Raw genomic sequence first — 17,092 nt, 5'->3', positions numbered from 1 at the left:
CGCCTCTGGTCGTCCACCCCTTGCCCTCGCCCACGGGCTCTGTCTCTGGCCCCACAGGCCAGCCCGTGACTGACTCCGCCCCCAACGTCTTCCGCTGGATCAAAACCGAATGCGGCCGAGCAAAATTCACCGAGCTGGCCGCCCGCCCCGGCGTGCTGGCACGGCTTCGCCTGGCCTGTTTTGTGTTGATTGCGGCCCTTCGCAACTGGCGGCTTACCGATCCCGATCAGGCCGGTGGATCACCCCCCTGAAGCGCCCGCTGCGCCGCCTTACCAGCCAGCCAAACGCTGGCGACGCTGGCCAGCAGGCCGCCTATGCGCAGAGCCCAGGTGCCGGCATCGGCCTCGCCGGAGAGCACTTCGCCGAAGCGGGCCACATCGCCGGCCAAGGCGCCCAGGCCGCAAAACAGGATCGTGCCGGGCAGGATGCCGATCAAGCCAATCGAGTAGTCGCGCAGGCTCACCTCGCTGAGGCCATAGGCGAAATTGAGCAGGGAGAAGGGAAAGGCCGGCGAGAGGCGGGTTAGCAGCACCAGCTTCAGCCCCTCCCGGCTCACCGCCTGCTCGATCGCCAGGAGCTTCGGCACCGCCGCCAGCCGCCGGCGGGCCCAATTGCGCAACCAGGTACGACCGAGCAGGAAAGCGGCCTCGGCCCCCAGGCAGGCCCCTACAAACACGATCAAACTGCCCCACCAGGTGCCATACAGGGCGCCAGCCAGCATCGAAGCCCATACCCCTGGCAGCAGCAGGGTCACCCAGAGCGCATAGAGCGGCACGAACGCCAGGGCACCGAGGGGGGAGCGCAGGGCGGGCAGCAGCTGGTCGAGCAGTGCCAATCCATCCATGAACGAACCGTAGCGGTGGGCAGAGCCAGCCCGGCGCCCTATAACCGGCCCAGGCGAGGACACATCCAACGATTACAATGCGCACTCCGACGGGTCGCAAGGGGGGCCGCGGACCCTGGCAGGTGGTGGCGGCCCTGCTCGCCCTGGTGCTGCTTGCCGGCCTCGGCACTCGCCTGTGGCAGCAACGCCAGCAGAAGCAGGTCGAAGCGCGGAAGGCCGTACCGCTGCTGCCCCGCCAGGTGTCCGCCCTGGGCCGGATCGAGCCCCTGGGCGGCATCAGCCAGGTGTCGGTGCCCAGTTCCCTGAGCAATGACCGGGTGCGGGAGATCCTGGTGAAGGAAGGCCAGGAGGTGCGTAAAGGCCAACCTCTGGCGGTGCTCGAAAGCATCGACACCCTGGAGAGCAGTGTGCGCCAATCCGAGGCGGAGATCCGCGTGGCCGAGAGCAAGCTGGCCGCCCAGGACAGCGTCATCGCCCGCTACAAGGCCGACCTGCGCCAGGCCAGTGCCGAGGCACGCCGGGCCGAGCAACTGTTCGCCGCAGGGGCCACCAGCGCCAACCGGGTCGAAAAGCTGCAGGCTGACGAAAGCAGCGCCAAGGCTCAGCTGGCCGAAGCGATCGCCACCAAGGCAACCCTGGTGGAGGAACTGCGTTCCAGCCGGGCATCCCTGGACAAGGACAAGACCGAACGGGCCAAGGCCACGGTGCTGGCGCCGTTCTCCGGCACCGTCTTCAAGGTGCATGCCCGCCCCGGCGACAAGGTTGGTGAGGATGGCCTGCTGGAAATGGGCGACAGCAGCCGCATGGGCGTGATCGCCGAGGTTTATCAGAGCGATCGGCCGATGATCGCCCTGGGGCAGAAGGCCAGCCTCAGTGCGGATGGTTTCAAGGGCCGCAAGGTGGAGGGCCAGGTGGTGGAGATTGCCCGGGAGGTCAGCCGTCAGACCGTGTTCAGTGGCCAGGCCGGCGAGAACCTGGACCGGCGAGTGCTGGCAGTGAAGATCGGCCTTACCCCGCAGGAGTCGGCCCTCGCCAGCCATCTGAACTACCTGCAGGTCAATGTGCTGTTCGCCCCGCTGACCGCGGCCCAGCAGGCTGACCAGAAGGCGGCCCGGGATCGCGTCCTGAGTGGCGCGCCATGAACCCATTCGCCGCGCTGCGCCGCACACCCCTGGCCTGGCGGCAGACCAGCCATCGGCCCATGCGGTTGCTCGCCGCCATTGCCGGTGTCAGCTTCGCCAACGTGCTGGTGTTCTTCCAGCTGGGGCTGGCCAGCGGGTTGTACGCCAGCCAGAAGCGGCCGCTGCAACGCCTCAATGGCGAGCTGGTGATGGTGAGCCGCCGCTACACCAACCTGGGCGAACCGCTCAACCTGCCGCGCAGCCGCCTGATGCAGGCCCTGGGGGTGCAGGGGGTGGAAGCGGTGACACCGCTGTACATCGGCAAGACCGACTGGCTGAACCGCGACAGTCGCGAGAAAAAGCAGGCCCTGATTTTTGGTCTGGCGCCGGAGAATCCAGCCCTACGCATCCCCGAACTAGAGGCCGATCGCGGCAAGTTACTGCGTCCCGATGGCCTGTTCTTTGACACCCTCTCCAAGGAGGCGGCCGGTCCAGTGGCCCGGATCGTGGCCAAAGACGGCTACTACGACACCGAGCTACGCGGCAAGCGGGCCGTGGTCAACGGCCTGTTCACCATGGGCCTCACCTTCGCCGCCGACATCAACCTGCTGACGTCGGCCAGCAACTTCAAAACCTGGTTCCCCGATCAGAGCAGTGATGACATCCAGCTCGGCGTGATCCAGCTGCAACCGGGCGTCAGCCGCGAACAGGTGCAGGCCACCCTGGCGAGCTTTCTCGATCCATCGGTCAGGGTGCTGACCCTCCAGCAGCTGGAGGCGGTGGAGGTGGACCACTGGCGCAACAACACCTCCTTCGGTCTGATCTTCAACCTGGGGGTGCTGGTGGGCCTGATCGTCGGCGCGATCATCGTCTACCAGATTCTCTATTCCGACGTCAGTGATCACCTGCCGGAATACGCCACGATGAAGGCGATGGGCTATAGCGATCGCTTCGTCGTCGGCATCATCGTGCAGGAATCGGTGCTGCTGGCTGCCCTGGCCTTCGTGCCCAGCCTGGTGCTGGCGATCGGGCTCTATGCCGTGCTGGCCAACTCCACCTCGCTGCTGATCGCCATGACCGCCCAGCGAGCCGTTGCGGTGTTCACCCTGACCCTGACGATGGCGGCCGGATCGGGCTGGCTGGCCACCGGCAAGCTGCGGCGGCTTGATCCCGCCGACATCTTCTGATGGGGCCGCTGGACACTGCAGCCGGCTCACCCGATCACACCGGGCGCGAGCTGCGGATCAAGGTGCAGCATCTGAACCACTGGTTCGGCGAGGGGGACACCGCCAAGCAGGTGCTCACCGACATCAACCTGAGCGTGCATGCTGGCGAGATCGTGATCCTCACCGGCCCCTCCGGCTCGGGCAAGACCACCCTGCTGACCATGCTCGGCGGCCTGCGGGCCGCCCAGAGCGGCAGCCTGCGGGTGCTGGGTGAAGAGCTGCTGGAGGCCGACAACACCACCCTGACCCGGCTGCGGCGCCAGGCCGGCTTCATCTTCCAGGCCCACAATCTGCTGCCCTACCTGACGGCCCTGGAGAACGTGCGCTTCGGCCTGGAGGTCAGCCCCGTCTGGCTGGGGCAAGGCCGGCTGGCGATGGATGACTGCGCCGCCGCCATGCTGGGCCACGTGGGACTGGGGGAACGGGTGCATTACTACCCCGAGAAACTCTCCGGCGGCCAGAAGCAGCGGGTGGCGATCGCCCGCGCCCTAGCCCCCAGCCCCCGATTGCTGCTGGCCGATGAACCCACCGCAGCCCTCGACAAGACCTCCGGCCGCGATGTGGTCGACCTGTTCCGGCAGCTGGCCGACAGCCACGGCGCCGCGATCGTGATGGTGACCCACGACAACAAGATCCTCGATATCGCTGACCGAGTGGTGAACCTGGAGGACGGCCGACTGGTGGCGAGCGCCTGAGCCCGAGGCTCAGCCCAAATCCCCCAGCCGTCTGCGGGCCAGGTCCGCCTGGGCTTCAGCTTCGGCCAGGTTTGCCTTGCACTCCAGCACCACCTCAGGCGGGGCCTTATCTGCAAAGTTGGGATTGGCGAGGCGACCCGCCAGGCCCTTGATCTCCCTATCGGCCTTGGCGATGTCCTTCTCCAGGCGGCCGCGCAGGGCGTCGAGATCCACCAGGCCCTCGATGGGCAACAACACCTGCAGCTCACCGCTCACGCCAGCCAGGGCCTTGGCGGCCGGAGCAGCTTCGGCCTGCTCGGGGCTAAGCACCGCCACGCTCTCGGCTCGGGTGAGGGCCGTGATGTCGGGGCTGGCCTCCTGCAACAGGGCTGCCAGCTCAGCGCGGCCAGTCACAAACGACACCGGCGCGCTTTGGCTGGGCTTGAGCCCCGCCAAAGCCCGCAGGTTGCGCACCACCCGAATCGCCTCGATCAGCTCGGCAAACTGGGCCTCAAGCTGGTCGTCTAGAGCGGCCTGATCAAGTGCCGGCCAGCTCTGCAGGGCCAGAAAGCTGCTCTCTGGCTGGCCAGTGAGGCCGTGCCACAGCTCCTCACTCAGGTGCGGCATCAGCGGATGCAGCATCACCAGCAACTCGCCAAGAACCTTGGCCAACACGGCGCGGGCGGTGCGCTGGTCGGCAAGGGCTGCTGGGCTCGGGTTTTCACCTGGATTGAGCCGCCGCTTGATCAGCTCCACATACCAATCGCACACCTCGTTCCAGGCGAACTCATAAAGCCCCTTGGCCGCCTCGCCCAAGCCGTAGTTGCCATAGCGCTCCGCGGTTTCGCGGTTCACCCGCGCCAGCCGCAACAGGATCCAGCGATCCGCCAGCTGCAGCGCCGCCGGATCCGGCTCGCCCAGCGAAGCGGACGTCTCGCCCCCCAGGTTCATCAAGGCGAAACGGGTGACGTTCCAGAGCTTGTTGGCGAAGTTGCGCGAGGCCTCCACCGTGGCGGAGGTGTCGGATTTGCGGTCGTAATCGAGGCGGATGTCCTGGCCGGCACCGGCCACCTCACGCACCAGGGCAAACCGCAGGGCATCGGCGCCGTAGCGCTCAATCAGCAGCAGCGGGTCGATGCCGTTGCCAGAGGACTTACTCATCTTGCGGTTCTGTTCATCCCGCACCAGGCCGTGGATGTACACGTCTTTGAAGGGAATCCAAGGAATTCCAGAACCTTCCCGTCCACTCATTAGGGCTCCGGCCATCATCGTCATCCGGGCCACCCAGAAGAAGATGATGTCGAAGCCCGTCACCAGCACGCTGGTGGGGTACCAGCGCTCCAGGTCGGCAGCATCGGCATCGGGCCAGCCCAGGGTGGAGAAGGGCCAGAGGCCGCTGGAAAACCAGGTATCGAGGGCGTCGGGGTCCTGCTCCAGCACCACGGGATGGGCGTGGGTGCCGCCGCCAAATTGGGCTTCCGCCTTCGCCATGGCTTCAGACTCACCGCGGGCCACCACATAGGGGGTGTTGTCGGTGATCACACCGCCCGTTTCACTCACCACAAACCAGGCGGGGATGCGGTGGCCCCACCACAGCTGACGGGAGATGCACCAGTCGCGGATGTCGGTGAGCCAGTCGCGATACACCTTGCTCCAGCGCTCCGGCACGAAACGGGGATCGGCGTTCTCGAGGGCCTCACGGCAGCGGGCCGCCAGGGGCTCGGTTTTGACAAACCACTGGGTGGAGAGCAGGGGCTCCACCGGCACCTTGCCGCGATCGGAGAAGGGCACGCTGTGGCGGTAGTCCTCCACACGCACAAGGAAACCTTCCGCCTCCATGGCCGCCACTACAGCTTGGCGAGCCTCGAAGCGATCCAGGCCGGCGAAGCGGCCGGCCGCTTCGTTCATCGAGCCGTCCTTGGCCATCACCGTAATTAGCGGCAGGTTGTGGCGCTGGCCTATCGCGAAGTCGTTGGGGTCATGGGCTGGGGTCACCTTGACGCAGCCGGTGCCGAACTCCGCATCCACGTGGTCGTCGGCCACGATCGGAATCTGTCGCCCCACCAGGGGCAGGGTGAGGGTCTGGCCCACCAGATCGGTGTAGCGCGGATCCTTGGGATTCACCGCCACGGCCGTGTCACCCAGCAGGGTTTCGGGACGGGTGGTGGCCACTTCCAGGAAGCCGGCCCCGCTGCTGAGCGGATAACGGAAATGCCAGAGATGGCCGTCCACCTCCTTCATCTCCACCTCCAGATCGCTCACCGCCGAACCCGAGGCTGGGCACCAATTCACCAGGTATTCACCCCGGTAGATCAGCCCCTGCTCGTGCAGGCGGTTGAAGGCCTCGATCACGGCGGCGCTGCAGCCGGCGTCGAGGGTGAAGCGCTCGCGCTGCCAATCAACCGAGTAGCCCAGGCGGCGCAGCTGGCCCACGATCGTGCCGCCGCTCTCCGCCTTCCAGTCCCAGGCCTTCTCGAGAAATGCCTCACGGCCCAGATCTTCCTTGCGCTTGCCTTCTGCCTTGAGCTGCTTCTCGAGGATCGTCTGCACGGCGATCGAGGCGTGGTCGGTGCCCGGCAGGCAGAGCACGTTTTTGCCGCGCAGGCGCTGAAAGCGCACGATCGTGTCGATCAGGGCCGTGTTGAAGGCGTGGCCCATGTGCAGGCTGCCGGTCACGTTCGGCGGCGGAATCACCACAGAAAAGGGCTCACCCGGTGCCGCAGGATCCGGGTGAAAGGCACCGCTGCTCTCCCAGGCTTGCTGCCAGCGGCTTTCCGTGCCCACCGGGTCGTAGGTCTTGGGCAGAGCCGCTTCAGGGGCTGGGGCAGACAGCTCGGTCACGGCGGTGGCAGCAGGCACTCGAGCCATGGTCGCAAAACGGGCTGAGGCCAGGGATAATTAGGCCGTAGAGCAAGGCAATGCCGCATCCCCGGGCCCCCTCACAGGCGACACGACGGGTGGCATCGCGCTGCGTACCCGTGCTGGCCTCGCTGCTGCTGCTCGGTTGCCGCGCCAGCGATGGGCTGCCCAACGTGATGTACCTCGGGATGGAGGTGAACCCCGACGAGAAGATAGACGCCAACTTGCGCACCGACACCCGGCAGCGACTGGGCCAACTGGAGGATGGCTACAGACAACTTCACCCCAACACCCGCTTTCAAGTCAGCCTTTACCCCGAGAAACAACTGGCCTGGGTGATCCAGCACCGCAACCGGGCCGGGCTGGGGCCCGATCTGCTACTCCTCAACGGGGACACGGCCGTGCGGCTGCTGAAGGCGGGAGTGATCGCGCCCTACCCACAAACCGGGGTAGATCTCAACCAATTCGGTCCCCAGGTGCTCAATCGGCTGCGCACCCCCTCCGGAGACCTGGCCGGGTTGCCATTTCTGGTGCAAACCCAGCTGGCCTGCTTCAACCGCCGGCGACTGCCCGCCGCACCAGCCACCCTGGAGCAGCTGCTTGACACGAGTGCCAAGGGGTATCCCGTGGGCCTCACGATGGAGGCCTACAACCTCTTCTGGACAGTCGGCAGCCTTGGTGCGGTCGACGCCATCGATACAGCCGCAGCCGGCAGGCAACCCAGCGGGGCCCAGCAGCAGGCGATCGAGCGTTGGCTCACCTGGCTGCAAAACGCCAACAGCCAACAGCGCGTTACCTTCTACGCCAGCCAGTCCTCAGCGGAAGCGGAATTCCAGGCGGGCCGCCTCGACTGGTTCCCCTGCCGCAGCGCGTCCATACCGCGGCTGCGCAAGGCCCTGGGGGATGGGCTCGGTGTTGCGCCCTTGCCTCGCGGCGAGGGGGGTGATCCCAGTCCGATCAACAAGCTGCGGGTGTTGGCCCTCGGCACCAATACCAGCCACAGCAGCCGCGAGCGGGCCCTGGCCTTCAGCCGCTTCAGCGTGAACCCCCTGAGCCAGAGGAGTCTCACCCTGGACTCCCAGGTGGTGCTGCCCGCCAACCGCTTCGTGGGGGTGCCGGTGAGCAGCTCGGCAGTGCTCAGCGCCATGGTGACCTCGGCCCAGCAGGGCCACCAAACCAACACCCTGGCGGAGCTGATGCACAGCAACGATCCCCGGATGGCCGAGATCCAGACCCTGCTCACCACGTTGGTGTTTGGAGAGATGCAGCCCACCACGGCCGGCCAGAGCCTGGTGGCGATCCTGCGGAACCGGCCATGAGAGAGCTGTTGCTGGAGGTGCTGGGCTGGCTGGGCTATCTGGAGCGGCCCACCGTTCTGCTGCAACTGGGTGTGGCGATCGGGCTGATGGTGTTGCGGCTGTTTGCGGCGCGCCGAAACTGGCTTCCGCGACTGCGGACTCAGCGATACACCCCCCTGGCGCTTGTGGTGCTGGCGGCCAGCTGCCTGCTGCTGGCCCTCCTGGGGCTGCCCTACGGACTCAGCGGCCAGCTGGGAGTGCTCTGGCTGGGCTGGTACGGCCTCAACCAGCTGCAGCCGCTGCTGCAACGTTGCCTCGGCGCGAAAACGGCGCAGCAACTCGACAGCCGCCTGCTGCGACCTGGCTATCTGCTGCTGGCGGCCCTGTTGCTGATCACCACCGTCGACAGCATCAGTGATCTGGCCGTGGCCCCCCTGGGCAGCGTGCTGGGTGTGCCCATCGATGCGGGCAGGCTGTTCAATGCCGCCCTGATCACCTACCTGGTGCTGGTGGGCTCGGGGCCACCGGCAGCGGGCGTGGCCTGGCTGATGCAAAGGGCCCTGGCAACCAGCGATGGCAGCCGCAAAGCCTTGGAGTTGATGCTGCGCTACGCCGTGGTGGGCTTGGGCCTGGTGGCCGTGGGGGTGCACCTGGGCCTCAACACCACCGCCCTGATCGCCGTGGCAGGTGGCCTTTCGGTGGGCCTGGGTTTCGGCATCAAGGAGGTATTTTCCAACTTCATCAGTGGCCTCTGGCTGCTGTTTGAGGGCTCCGTGCGGCCCGGCGAGGTGCTTATGGTCGATGGCGATCCCTGCGAGGTGCGCAAGCTGGGCCTGCGGGCCACCCTGCTGTGGCGCGACCGCGACAACGCCGAGCTGCTGATCCCCAACCAGACCTTCTTCACGGAGGCGGCGACCACATACACCGCCAGCGACCGCATGCGCCGCAGCCAGGTAAGCATTGGCGCCGCCTATCACCACAACCCAGCAGAAGTGATTACCCTGCTCGAGGCCACAGCTCTCGAAGTGGCACGGGTGCTTCCCCAGCCAGCACCCAAAGCCCTACTGCTGAACTACGGCGACTCCGCTATTAATTACTGCCTGCGCTTCTGGATTGCCAACCCAATGGACAACGTGGGCATCTGTAGCGAGGTAAATCAGGCGATCTGGCGGGCCTTCCGCGATAGCAGCATTGAAATTCCTTTCCCACAGCATGTGGAATATTCCATGCAATGGCCACCCGAGCGCCATCACACCAATGAATTCACTTAGCGCCAGCCCTAAGACGCTCGACTGCTTTTTCCAACAATTCTATCGACACATTCTCTGCCGAATTTACATCAGACAGCCCAAAGGGATTATCAATATCGTCAATCAAGCGCAACAATAAAATAACAACAAAAGAAATTGCGGCCAGAAAACAGACCGCTTCAGAAAGACTTTCCGTCCGCGCCATCACCAAGCCCGCGAACAGAAGCACTGCAGCTATATCTGCCATCCAGTAAACAAGCGGCACAAATGAGGTGTCTCGGATGGCCTGCACCCGATTAACCTTGGCAAGTACTACTGCTAAATCCTGCATAAGCCTTCCCCTCAACGTAGATGCGTCACCCTTGATCTGCACCGCAGCAAGCACCACCTCTGCATGGGTCTGTGTGTGGCGCGCCAGCACTTGCTCCGTAATGATCCGCTCCTTCAACCAATCCAGCAAGGACTGGCCAAGGCCAGTTACCGCGGCGAGGGCATTAGCAACTTGGGCATCTGGATTATAGACCCGAATGGCCTGAATCTCGAGATTCAGCGACTGGAGAGAGGTTGCTAATTCGGCAGGTATTTTCTCGCTTTCCTTAAAATCTGTGAGCACACCATTTAATAGAAAACCCAATAAGCGGTAACCTTTTGATTTGGCGGGGGGCAGCCTCCAAAATTTATTCCATCAAAGCGACTGGCACAGATCTCCCCCTCCCTGGAGAGGTATTGCAGAACACAAGTCGGGGGCTCGCACTCCGCCTGGACCCGTAAGTCCGTTAATGAAAGGCTTTGAACTTCGACAACCTCGGCTGGGATGTGGGTGAGTTGGCCTGGGCCGCCAAAACCTGGCAGCTTGCAGATCAGGCCTGAGCTAGCCGGCCCAGGTAATTCTGATAGCTGCCGGCATTGATCCAGCCGGTAGCGATCGTTTTGGTGTGCTCCTCGCTCACCCTGCCTCGGTGTATGTGGGAGGGGCTAGCCGGAAAGATCACGAGCTTGCCCCGCTCAGCCGGCTCGTGGTGAGCCTGCCAATGAAACTCGGTGCCTCCGTTGGGCACGTCGTTGCAATAGAGGATCCAGGCCAGCACCCTGTGCACCGGTTCAGTGGCTTCGTCGCTGATTGTCCAGTCGCAGTGCCAGCGCTTGAAACCCTCACCAGGGGCGTAGCGCTGCAGGTTGAAGATCGGATTCACAAACAGCTCCTGCTCCGGGCAGCATTGGCGAAAGAGGCCGCGCTCCTGCAGGTAGCGCTCCAGCCCAGCCGTGACGCCGCGCAGGATCACCTCCGCCAGGGCGAAGGCCTCAGGATCGGAGCGGTCGATAGCCACCAGGCTGATGTCGGTGGAAATTTTGGCGGGCTCAGTTTTGCCGCCAGGGCCAAAGGCCACCCCGGCCCGCCGCAGGTCAACGCGGCGCTCATAAAAAGCCATCACCCCATCGGCGAGGGCCTCGAAGCCGGCATTGCGATAGGTACCAAGCAGGTTCATCAGAAGAGTTCCTGCCAGGGAAGGGCCAGGGCCGCCTCCAACTGTTGCCAGCGCTGCGGCTCCGCCGCGACCCTTGCCAGCAGACCCAGCCGCTCCAGAGCCGCTACCACCCGCCCATGATCCAGGGGGCCAGCAGGCCCTAGGGGCAGCACCAACACCTGGGGCTCGGCGGGATCGGCAAGCACCCGCAGCTCCAAATCCTCCAGCTCGCGCTCAAAGAAAATTCGCCGCATGCGGCCGGTGAGCCCTGGCCCCAGCGCCTCGGCATAGGCCTCCAGCGAGTCACGATCACCGCTGCAACCGCAATTGAGCGCCAACCAGATCAGCAGCTTGGCCCAGCTATCAGCAGTCCAGAGCGGCTGAAAGCTCTCACGGTGCTGCCGCACCAACTCGCCAATGGCGAAATCAAACAGGGTTGCCTGCAGGTTTATGGCATTCATGCCTGCCATCCTGCCCAGCTGCCGGCAGACTGCACTGGCATGCGACTGCCCCACCCATGGCCCTCGACTTCAACGACCCCGATTTGGAGTTCAGCGATCTCGTGTACGCCTACCAGAGCTGGGTAATGGCGGTGATCAACGACGAAAAGCTCGGCGGCGAAGAAACCCTGCTCACCGACGAGATCGCTGACGACGCCCTCAACGCCATGCGCTTTCTGCCCGGCGAAGTGACCAGCGCCATCGAAACCAGCCTCGCCCGTGTCTACGACGTAGATGCCGACGAACTCGCCAGCCTGCTGTTCCCAGAAGGCTGACGCCCCCATATGGAGAGCCCCAGAAATGCGCGATGCCGGGTTCGAACCAGCGACATCCTGCTTGTAAGGCAGGCGCTCTACCGCTGAGCTAATCGCGCGGTGTAGGCAAAATACACCCCATGGCTCAGGCCCCACTTCAACGCAAGCTGCGCTGGCAACTGGAGGCCCTCGGGGTGCGGCTGCTGCTGCTGGCGCTGCGGGGGCGCTCCCACAGCAGCATGAGCCGCGGCATTGCCCAAGCCCACCGGCTAGCCAGGCCCTGGCTGCGGCGGCGCCACACCACGGCGATCGCCAACCTGACGCGGGTCTATGGCGAGCAGCTCAGCCAGGGCGAGCGGGAAGCCATCGCCGAGCAGTCGATCAACAGCTTTTTTCTCTCCTGCCTCGAATCGATCATCCAACCGGTTGACGCCTGCTTGATCAGCGCTGAGGGGGAGGGGCTCGACGAACTGTTGCGGCTGCATCGCCAGGGCCAGGGGGTGATCGTGGGATCGCTGCACCTGGGTTGCTGGGATCTGGGGCTGCGCTGGCTGAGCGAACAGCTGGACACCCCATCTGTCGTATACCGACCCGCCCGCAACCCGTACAGCGACGAGCTGCTCAACCGGGCCCGCCAGGCCAACAGCTACTGCAACTGGATTCCCCAGGCCGATGCCAGGTCGATGTTGCGCTGTCTGCACCGCGGCGGCAGCCTCGTGGTGATGACCGACCTCTACAGCCGCAACAGCGAAGTGCAGGTCGACTTCCTCGGCCTGAGCACCAACTTCGTCAAAGGGCCTGCGGCCCTTTCGCAAAAATCGGGTTGCCCCCTGTTTCCCGTGGCCCAGGTGCGGGAAGCCAACGGCCGCTTTCGACTGATCTTTGGCGCACCGCTATGGCCCGGCCAGGGTGCCGCCGCCCTGAGCGACCAGCTTGCCGCCGTAGCCCGCTGGCACGAACCCCTGATTCAGGCCTATCCGGAGCAGTACTACTGGATCAACCGGCGCTGGCGAACGGGCGATGGCAGCGGTGAGCGGCTGCGGCCCATCGGCCCACCCGGGCGCTGATCGATGGCCAGCGGCCGCAGCCATGACCGAGCCACCTGGCTCCTGAGCCTGCCCTTTGGGCTGCTGTGGTGGCCCTGGCTGGGGTTGGCGGGGGTGAGCGTGGCCGGCCTGAGCTTTCTGCTAGGCGGCCTGCTGCTCTCCCCCGACCTCGACACCCGCTCCAACCCCACCCGCCGCTGGGGACCGTTGCGGCTGCTCTGGTGGCCCTACCGCAACCTGCTGCGCCATCGCTCCCTGATCTCCCACAGCCCCCTGCTGGGCACCAGCGGGCGCCTGGCCTACCTGGCGGCGCTGCTGCTGGTGAGCTGCCTGCTGCTGCAACCCCTCGGTGGGCCAGCACCCCAGCAGCTCCTGGCCACCGCCCAGGCGCTCTGGCAGGGCGAGCGTCCGCTGCTGCTGGCCGCCCTGGTAGGCCTGGAGGCCAGCAGCTGGCTGCACCTGATCCAAGATGGCGACCCGATGCCGCGCCTGCCCCGCCTGCTGCGCCGCCGCCGCCGCCGATGAACACCCAACCCCAGACCCCAGCCCACCTTGAGGCCCTAGCTGAGCTAGTCGCCGTGGTGGCTCGCCTGCGCGACCCCGAGGGCGGCTGCCCCTGGGATCTGGCGCAAACCCACGCCTCCCTGGTGCCCTACGTGCTGGAGGAGGCCCACGAGGTGGCCGATGCGATCCGCTCGGGCGACGATCACCACCTGGCGGAGGAACTGGGCGACCTGCTGCTGCAGGTGGTGCTCCACGCCCAGATCGCCAGCGAGGCAGGCAGCTTTGATCTGGCCCAGATCGCTGCAGGCATCAGAGCCAAGCTGGTGCGCCGCCATCCCCATGTGTTTGGCGGTGGCGAGCCGGCCAGCTGGGAGGAGATCAAGGCCGCAGAAAAACCCCAACCCGCCTCTACCAGCCCGCTCAGCGATCGGCTGGCCGGCAAGGTGCGCGGCCAGCCAGCCCTAGCCGGCGCCATGACGATCTCCAAGCAAGCCGCCGCGGCCGGCTTCGAGTGGGATGACATGGCAGGGGTGTGGGCGAAGGTGCACGAGGAGCTCGACGAGCTCAAGGAAGCTGTGGCCTCCGGGGATCGCCGCCATGCCCAGGAAGAGCTGGGCGACGTGCTGTTCACCCTGGTGAACGTGGCGCGCTGGTGCGGCATCGAACCGGAAGCCGGCCTAGCGGGCACCAACAGCCGCTTCCTCGATCGTTTCTCCCGGGTGGAAGCAGCCCTGGATGGCGACCTAAAGGGCCGCAGCATCGGCGAGCTGGAAGGCCTCTGGCAACAGGCCAAGGCCGAGATACGCGCTGAAAACACGCCAACGCAAGGCTGCTGAGCCTTAACCGCAACAGCCTCGCAGGTTCCGTACAACTTGTACAGATTTAGGGACACCCAGCCAACACCTCAATCCTCCGGCAGCTCAGTCCTCCGGCAGCTGAGGACGGGACCCCCGCTGCCCCTTGATCGCACCGCGCTGCTTCTTGGCCGCCAGACGCCGCTGCACAGAACCACGGGTGGGCCGAGTCGCCCGACGCGGTGGCGGCGGCGGCTTGATCGCCTCCTGCAGCAGCTCCACTAGGCGCCGCTGGGCCGCCACCCGGTTTTGCCATTGGGAGCGGTGCTCACTGGCCGCAATCACCACACAACCTTCCACCAGCTTTCCCTCCAGTCTCCCCAGGGCCCGGGCCTTGATCGTGGGCGGCAGCGCCGCAGAGGCCGCCAGATCAAACACCAGCTCCACCCGTGAATCGGTGGTGTTCACGTTTTGGCCGCCGGGGCCGGAGGAGCGAGAAAAACGCCAGGCCAGCTCGGCGGCGCCGATCACCAGCGCTGGGGTCAGCCGCAGATCCGCCGTGGGTCGCAGGGGAGCCATGGATTCGGGGGAGCCAAGGATTCGGGGGAGCCAAGAAATCAGCCTGTCACGGCCAACACACCGGCGATGCGCAAGGCTGGAGTCTGCGAAATTTTGGCCATGGGCTGGATCGACGAGGTCTTCGACGGCGTGCGCTATGGCCTGGAGGGCACGGTGGTCGCTGAACAGGATTCAGCCTTCCAAAAGGTGACGATCATCGACAGCCAGCGCTACGGCAAGGGCCTGCTGCTCGATGGCTGCTGGATGACTGCCGAGCGCCAGGAGCGGCACTACCACGAGGCGATCGTGCATCCGGCCCTCTGCAGCGCCGAGCGCATCGAGCGGGTTCTGGTGATCGGCGGCGGCGATGGCGGCACCGCCCGCGAGTGCCTGCGCCACGCTGGCGTGCAGCACCTCGACCTGGTGGAGATCGACGGCCTGGTGGTGGAGTGGAGCCAGCAGTACCTGCCCAGCATCGGCGGCGGCTGCTGGAGTGACCCCCGCTTCCACCTCACCGTTGGCGACGGCATCGCCTGGGCCGCCAATGCCCCTGAAGCCAGCTACGACGTGGTGATCGTGGATGGCTCAGACCCCGCCGGCCCGGCCGAGGGCCTGTTCAACCGCGCCTTCTTCGAGCACTGCCGCCGCATCCTGCGGCCCGGCGGTGTGTTCGCCACCCAGAGCGAATCACCCGAGGCCTTCCGCCAGGTGCATATCGACACGGTGAAGCTGATCCGTGAGGTGTTCGGCCACGCCGATCCGCTGTATGGCTGGGTGCCCATGTACCCCAGCGGCTGGTGGAGCTGGACGTTCGCCGCCACAGACGGCCGTCGCTACCTGCAGCCGGATCCCGCCCGCGCCGCGGCCGTCGACTGTGGCTGTGAGATCTGGTCCCCCCGCTGGCAGCGCGGCGCCTTTGATGCTGTGCCCGCCGCCATCGAGCGGGAGCTGGGCTGATGTTTGACACGGATCTCTTTGACACGGATTTGTTTGATTCAGACGGCGCCATCTACATGGGCAGCCAGCGCGACCCCGCCGGCTGCCGGGTGGGTCTGTTTGGCGTGCCCTACGACGGCACCACCTCCTTCCGCCCCGGCACCCGCTTCGGGCCGGCGGCGATCCGCGAGGTGAGCAGCGGCCTGGAGAGCTACTGCCCCCAGCTCGATCGCGACTTGGAGGAGCTGGCCATCGCCGATCTTGGCGCGGTGGAGATCCCCTTCGGCGCCCCCGAACCGGTGGTGGCGGCCGTGAAGTCCGCCACTGAAGCCGTTCTGGCCCTGGGGCTCAAACCCCTGATGCTCGGTGGCGAGCACTCGATCAGCTCCGGCGCCGTGGCGGCCGTGGCGGCCCGGCACCCCGATCTGGTGCTGGTGCAGCTCGATGCCCACGCCGACCTGCGCCAGGAATGGCTCGGCGCCCACCACAGCCATGCCTGCGCCATGCGCCGCTGCCTGGAGGTGCTGCCCAGCCAGCAGCTGCTGCAGATCGCCATCCGCAGCGGCACTCGTGAGGAATTTTCCGAGCTGCGGCAGTCGGGCCGGCTGGTGGCGATCGAGCAGATGGCCGAGGCGCTCAAGCCCCTGCGCGGCAAGCCCCTCTATCTCACAGTGGATCTGGATTGGTTTGATCCAGCGGTGATGGCCGGCACCGGCACCCCGGAGCCCGGCGGCTTCCTCTGGCGGGATTTCGCTGCCCTGGTGGAGGAGCTGCGCCACCACAACCTGGTGGCCGCCGATGTGGTGGAGCTGGCGCCGATGCTGGATGCCACCGGCGTCAGCAGCGTGCTGGCCGCCAAGGTGGTGCGCAGCCTGCTGTTTCTGCTCGACCGTTAATGCCGAGAGCCGATCAGTAGCAGCAGGTGCCGCTGGTGCGCTGCTCACGCAGGCGCTCGTGCTGCTGGCTGATCAGTAACACCGCCAGAGTCGGGTGGTTGTGGAGCAGGTTCAAGAAGCGCAGGCGATCTAGCCGCAGAATCTCAACGGGGGTACGGGCCACGGCTTCGTTGCGATAAATGCCGTCGCGCCAAAGGATGTCTTGATAGCTGAACAGCTCTCCAGGGCGATAGCAAAGCTTCTCGCCGCTCTCGCCGATCACTTCGATGATGCCGCGGCGCACCCCATAAATCGAGTCGGCCCGGGAGCCCCTGGAAAACACCTTGGAGCCGGTGGGCAGGGTGAGAACTTCGCAATCCACTTGAGCCGCCAGCAGCTCCAGCGAGGTCGTGAACGTTACCGAAGCAACCATGCTCCTCCACCCCCTAATCGAAACCACATGCCCTTAATAGAGCTATGCCGCCCACGGCGCCTAGCTATGGCGAGCACAAAAGCCAAATAAGCCCTGAATCCAGGACGAATTACGGATTTACTTTAGCTTTTGCCAAAGGCTGATTCAAGGCTGAGCTGCTGGTTCGGCTGGGCAGGTGCTGGTGTCCCCCCAGCTGCTGCTGCCGCATTAATCGCAGGCAGCCGCGGCGGCCGGGCCGTCCAGTGGTGGCACCACAGCTCCAGCGCCAATTCGGGATGGATCGGCAACTGGCGCAGCTGACACCAGCCGAATTCAGCGCCACTGGGTGGGGCGCAATGGCGGCAGCTGCGGCAGCAAGGGCGCTGACCCATCCAAGGGAGAGATCTGGTCTCTCAAGTTATGGACCTTTGATCAAAGTGGTAGCGAATACAGCGAATCTTCCAGGTTCCTTATT

At 65.5% G+C, this 17,092-nt stretch carries 20 protein-coding genes and 1 tRNA gene; 12 read left to right on the top strand and 9 right to left on the bottom strand.

Annotated features, from left to right (window positions below):
- The first annotated feature begins 65 nt into the window (after nucleotides 1–65).
- On the top strand, nucleotides 66–251 hold the full coding sequence (locus C7K55_RS06815) for a hypothetical protein (protein WP_106502672.1): 186 nt from the start codon (nucleotides 66–68) through the stop codon (nucleotides 249–251).
- Here C7K55_RS06815 and C7K55_RS06810 read toward each other — a convergent pair.
- Nucleotides 227–844 carry a TVP38/TMEM64 family protein gene (locus C7K55_RS06810; RefSeq protein WP_106502671.1) on the bottom strand — a complete coding sequence of 206 codons (618 nt, stop codon included), beginning with the start codon at nucleotides 842–844 and terminating at the stop codon, nucleotides 227–229. The two genes, C7K55_RS06815 and C7K55_RS06810, sit on opposite strands and share 25 nt — an antisense overlap.
- A 77-nt stretch (nucleotides 845–921) precedes the next feature.
- Here C7K55_RS06810 and C7K55_RS06805 point away from each other — a divergent pair, with 77 nt between their 5' ends.
- From C7K55_RS06805 to C7K55_RS06795, 3 genes are read left to right on the top strand one after another with little or no spacing between them, the layout of a single operon-like run.
- Nucleotides 922–1,986, top strand: coding sequence for an efflux RND transporter periplasmic adaptor subunit (locus C7K55_RS06805; RefSeq protein WP_106502670.1), 1,065 nt, complete (start codon nucleotides 922–924; stop codon nucleotides 1,984–1,986).
- Nucleotides 1,983–3,152 carry an ABC transporter permease DevC gene (gene devC, locus C7K55_RS06800; protein ID WP_106502669.1) on the top strand — a complete coding sequence of 390 codons (1,170 nt, stop codon included), beginning with the start codon at nucleotides 1,983–1,985 and terminating at the stop codon, nucleotides 3,150–3,152. The genes C7K55_RS06805 and devC overlap by 4 nt, the downstream gene beginning before the upstream one ends.
- A complete protein-coding gene (locus tag C7K55_RS06795) occupies nucleotides 3,152–3,886 on the top strand; it encodes an ATP-binding cassette domain-containing protein (protein ID WP_106502668.1) in 735 nt (244 codons plus the stop codon). Before devC ends, C7K55_RS06795 begins: the two co-directional genes overlap by 1 nt.
- A 9-nt stretch (nucleotides 3,887–3,895) precedes the next feature.
- Here the strand turns inward: C7K55_RS06795 and C7K55_RS06790 are convergent, their stop codons facing one another.
- The gene (locus C7K55_RS06790) at nucleotides 3,896–6,733 is read right to left on the bottom strand and encodes a valine--tRNA ligase (protein WP_106502667.1); all 2,838 of its coding nucleotides are present in this window, start codon (nucleotides 6,731–6,733) and stop codon (nucleotides 3,896–3,898) included.
- A 50-nt stretch (nucleotides 6,734–6,783) separates the two neighbouring features.
- On the opposite strand from C7K55_RS06790, the gene C7K55_RS06785 reads away from it, so the two are divergent.
- Both C7K55_RS06785 and C7K55_RS06780 read left to right on the top strand, forming a co-directional pair.
- Nucleotides 6,784–8,043 carry an extracellular solute-binding protein gene (locus C7K55_RS06785; RefSeq protein ID WP_106502666.1) on the top strand — a complete coding sequence of 420 codons (1,260 nt, stop codon included), beginning with the start codon at nucleotides 6,784–6,786 and terminating at the stop codon, nucleotides 8,041–8,043.
- Complete coding sequence (locus tag C7K55_RS06780; RefSeq protein WP_106502665.1) at nucleotides 8,040–9,293, top strand: mechanosensitive ion channel family protein; 1,254 nt, start codon at nucleotides 8,040–8,042, stop codon at nucleotides 9,291–9,293. The genes C7K55_RS06785 and C7K55_RS06780 overlap by 4 nt, the downstream gene beginning before the upstream one ends.
- Here C7K55_RS06780 and C7K55_RS06775 read toward each other — a convergent pair.
- From C7K55_RS06775 to C7K55_RS06765, 3 genes are all read right to left on the bottom strand, one after another.
- Nucleotides 9,286–9,906: a hypothetical protein gene (locus C7K55_RS06775; protein WP_106502664.1), complete on the bottom strand. Its 621-nt coding sequence runs from the start codon at nucleotides 9,904–9,906 to the stop codon at nucleotides 9,286–9,288. The two genes, C7K55_RS06780 and C7K55_RS06775, sit on opposite strands and share 8 nt — an antisense overlap.
- A 226-nt stretch (nucleotides 9,907–10,132) precedes the next feature.
- Nucleotides 10,133–10,759 carry a 2OG-Fe(II) oxygenase gene (locus C7K55_RS06770; protein ID WP_106502663.1) on the bottom strand — a complete coding sequence of 209 codons (627 nt, stop codon included), beginning with the start codon at nucleotides 10,757–10,759 and terminating at the stop codon, nucleotides 10,133–10,135.
- On the bottom strand, nucleotides 10,759–11,208 hold the full coding sequence (locus tag C7K55_RS06765; RefSeq protein ID WP_106502662.1) for a protein phosphatase: 450 nt from the start codon (nucleotides 11,206–11,208) through the stop codon (nucleotides 10,759–10,761). The genes C7K55_RS06770 and C7K55_RS06765 overlap by 1 nt, the downstream gene beginning before the upstream one ends.
- A gap of 47 nt (nucleotides 11,209–11,255) precedes the next feature.
- Between C7K55_RS06765 and C7K55_RS06760 the strand changes: the two genes are divergently transcribed.
- The gene (locus C7K55_RS06760; protein ID WP_106502661.1) at nucleotides 11,256–11,513 is read left to right on the top strand and encodes a hypothetical protein; all 258 of its coding nucleotides are present in this window, start codon (nucleotides 11,256–11,258) and stop codon (nucleotides 11,511–11,513) included.
- A 26-nt stretch (nucleotides 11,514–11,539) separates the two neighbouring features.
- Here C7K55_RS06760 and C7K55_RS06755 read toward each other — a convergent pair.
- Nucleotides 11,540–11,611 (bottom strand) — tRNA-Val (locus tag C7K55_RS06755).
- A gap of 21 nt (nucleotides 11,612–11,632) precedes the next feature.
- Here C7K55_RS06755 and C7K55_RS06750 point away from each other — a divergent pair.
- The 3 genes from C7K55_RS06750 to mazG are packed head-to-tail and all read left to right on the top strand — an operon-like array spanning nucleotide 11,633 to nucleotide 13,878.
- Nucleotides 11,633–12,559 (top strand): lysophospholipid acyltransferase family protein, encoded by a 927-nt coding sequence (locus tag C7K55_RS06750; RefSeq protein WP_106502660.1) that lies wholly within the window; start codon nucleotides 11,633–11,635, stop codon nucleotides 12,557–12,559.
- Between the two features lie 3 nt (nucleotides 12,560–12,562).
- A complete protein-coding gene (locus C7K55_RS06745) occupies nucleotides 12,563–13,063 on the top strand; it encodes a DUF2227 family putative metal-binding protein (protein ID WP_106502659.1) in 501 nt (166 codons plus the stop codon).
- Nucleotides 13,060–13,878 carry a nucleoside triphosphate pyrophosphohydrolase gene (mazG, locus tag C7K55_RS06740; RefSeq protein WP_106502658.1) on the top strand — a complete coding sequence of 273 codons (819 nt, stop codon included), beginning with the start codon at nucleotides 13,060–13,062 and terminating at the stop codon, nucleotides 13,876–13,878. Before C7K55_RS06745 ends, mazG begins: the two co-directional genes overlap by 4 nt.
- Before the next feature lie 84 nt (nucleotides 13,879–13,962).
- On the opposite strand, the gene arfB is transcribed toward mazG, so the two are convergent.
- On the bottom strand, nucleotides 13,963–14,415 hold the full coding sequence (gene arfB / locus C7K55_RS06735) for an alternative ribosome rescue aminoacyl-tRNA hydrolase ArfB (RefSeq protein ID WP_106502657.1): 453 nt from the start codon (nucleotides 14,413–14,415) through the stop codon (nucleotides 13,963–13,965).
- Nucleotides 14,416–14,514: 99 nt separating this feature from the next.
- Here arfB and speE point away from each other — a divergent pair, with 99 nt between their 5' ends.
- Together speE and speB are read left to right on the top strand one after the other, a co-directional pair.
- Nucleotides 14,515–15,351 (top strand): polyamine aminopropyltransferase, encoded by an 837-nt coding sequence (speE, locus tag C7K55_RS06730; RefSeq protein WP_106502734.1) that lies wholly within the window; start codon nucleotides 14,515–14,517, stop codon nucleotides 15,349–15,351.
- The gene (speB, locus tag C7K55_RS06725; RefSeq protein ID WP_106502656.1) at nucleotides 15,351–16,226 is read left to right on the top strand and encodes an agmatinase; all 876 of its coding nucleotides are present in this window, start codon (nucleotides 15,351–15,353) and stop codon (nucleotides 16,224–16,226) included. Before speE ends, speB begins: the two co-directional genes overlap by 1 nt.
- Nucleotides 16,227–16,239: 13 nt before the next feature.
- Here the strand turns inward: speB and C7K55_RS06720 are convergent, their stop codons facing one another.
- Together C7K55_RS06720 and C7K55_RS06715 are read right to left on the bottom strand one after the other, a co-directional pair.
- A complete protein-coding gene (locus C7K55_RS06720) occupies nucleotides 16,240–16,638 on the bottom strand; it encodes a cyclic nucleotide-binding domain-containing protein (protein ID WP_106502655.1) in 399 nt (132 codons plus the stop codon).
- A gap of 122 nt (nucleotides 16,639–16,760) precedes the next feature.
- Nucleotides 16,761–17,009, bottom strand: a complete 249-nt coding sequence (locus C7K55_RS06715) for a hypothetical protein (protein ID WP_106502654.1) — start codon at nucleotides 17,007–17,009, stop codon at nucleotides 16,761–16,763.
- Nucleotides 17,010–17,092: the final 83 nt, after the last annotated feature.

It is taken from the genome of Cyanobium usitatum str. Tous, from assembly GCF_003011885.1.
Lineage (GTDB): Bacteria > Cyanobacteriota > Cyanobacteriia > PCC-6307 > Cyanobiaceae > Cyanobium_A > Cyanobium_A usitatum.
Note: the sequence above shows the minus strand (reverse complement) of the source record. Positions and strands in the feature narration are given on the sequence as shown.

Excerpts from the sequence above, each read along its gene's own strand:
- C7K55_RS06810 (WP_106502671.1), bottom strand. The coding sequence starts at position 844 with ATGGATGGATTGGCACTGCTCGACCAGCTGCTGCCCGCCCTGCGCTCC.
- C7K55_RS06805 (WP_106502670.1), top strand. The coding sequence starts at position 922 with ATGCGCACTCCGACGGGTCGCAAGGGGGGCCGCGGACCCTGGCAGGTG.
- devC (WP_106502669.1), top strand. The coding sequence starts at position 1,983 with ATGAACCCATTCGCCGCGCTGCGCCGCACACCCCTGGCCTGGCGGCAG.
- C7K55_RS06795 (WP_106502668.1), top strand. The coding sequence starts at position 3,152 with ATGGGGCCGCTGGACACTGCAGCCGGCTCACCCGATCACACCGGGCGC.
- C7K55_RS06790 (WP_106502667.1), bottom strand. The coding sequence starts at position 6,733 with ATGGCTCGAGTGCCTGCTGCCACCGCCGTGACCGAGCTGTCTGCCCCA.
- C7K55_RS06785 (WP_106502666.1), top strand. The coding sequence starts at position 6,784 with ATGCCGCATCCCCGGGCCCCCTCACAGGCGACACGACGGGTGGCATCG.
- C7K55_RS06780 (WP_106502665.1), top strand. The coding sequence starts at position 8,040 with ATGAGAGAGCTGTTGCTGGAGGTGCTGGGCTGGCTGGGCTATCTGGAG.
- C7K55_RS06770 (WP_106502663.1), bottom strand. The coding sequence starts at position 10,759 with ATGAACCTGCTTGGTACCTATCGCAATGCCGGCTTCGAGGCCCTCGCC.
- C7K55_RS06765 (WP_106502662.1), bottom strand. The coding sequence starts at position 11,208 with ATGGCAGGCATGAATGCCATAAACCTGCAGGCAACCCTGTTTGATTTC.
- C7K55_RS06760 (WP_106502661.1), top strand. The coding sequence starts at position 11,256 with ATGGCCCTCGACTTCAACGACCCCGATTTGGAGTTCAGCGATCTCGTG.
- C7K55_RS06750 (WP_106502660.1), top strand. The coding sequence starts at position 11,633 with ATGGCTCAGGCCCCACTTCAACGCAAGCTGCGCTGGCAACTGGAGGCC.
- C7K55_RS06745 (WP_106502659.1), top strand. The coding sequence starts at position 12,563 with ATGGCCAGCGGCCGCAGCCATGACCGAGCCACCTGGCTCCTGAGCCTG.
- mazG (WP_106502658.1), top strand. The coding sequence starts at position 13,060 with ATGAACACCCAACCCCAGACCCCAGCCCACCTTGAGGCCCTAGCTGAG.
- arfB (WP_106502657.1), bottom strand. The coding sequence starts at position 14,415 with ATGGCTCCCCTGCGACCCACGGCGGATCTGCGGCTGACCCCAGCGCTG.
- speE (WP_106502734.1), top strand. The coding sequence starts at position 14,515 with ATGGGCTGGATCGACGAGGTCTTCGACGGCGTGCGCTATGGCCTGGAG.
- speB (WP_106502656.1), top strand. The coding sequence starts at position 15,351 with ATGTTTGACACGGATCTCTTTGACACGGATTTGTTTGATTCAGACGGC.
- C7K55_RS06720 (WP_106502655.1), bottom strand. The coding sequence starts at position 16,638 with ATGGTTGCTTCGGTAACGTTCACGACCTCGCTGGAGCTGCTGGCGGCT.
- C7K55_RS06715 (WP_106502654.1), bottom strand. The coding sequence starts at position 17,009 with ATGGGTCAGCGCCCTTGCTGCCGCAGCTGCCGCCATTGCGCCCCACCC.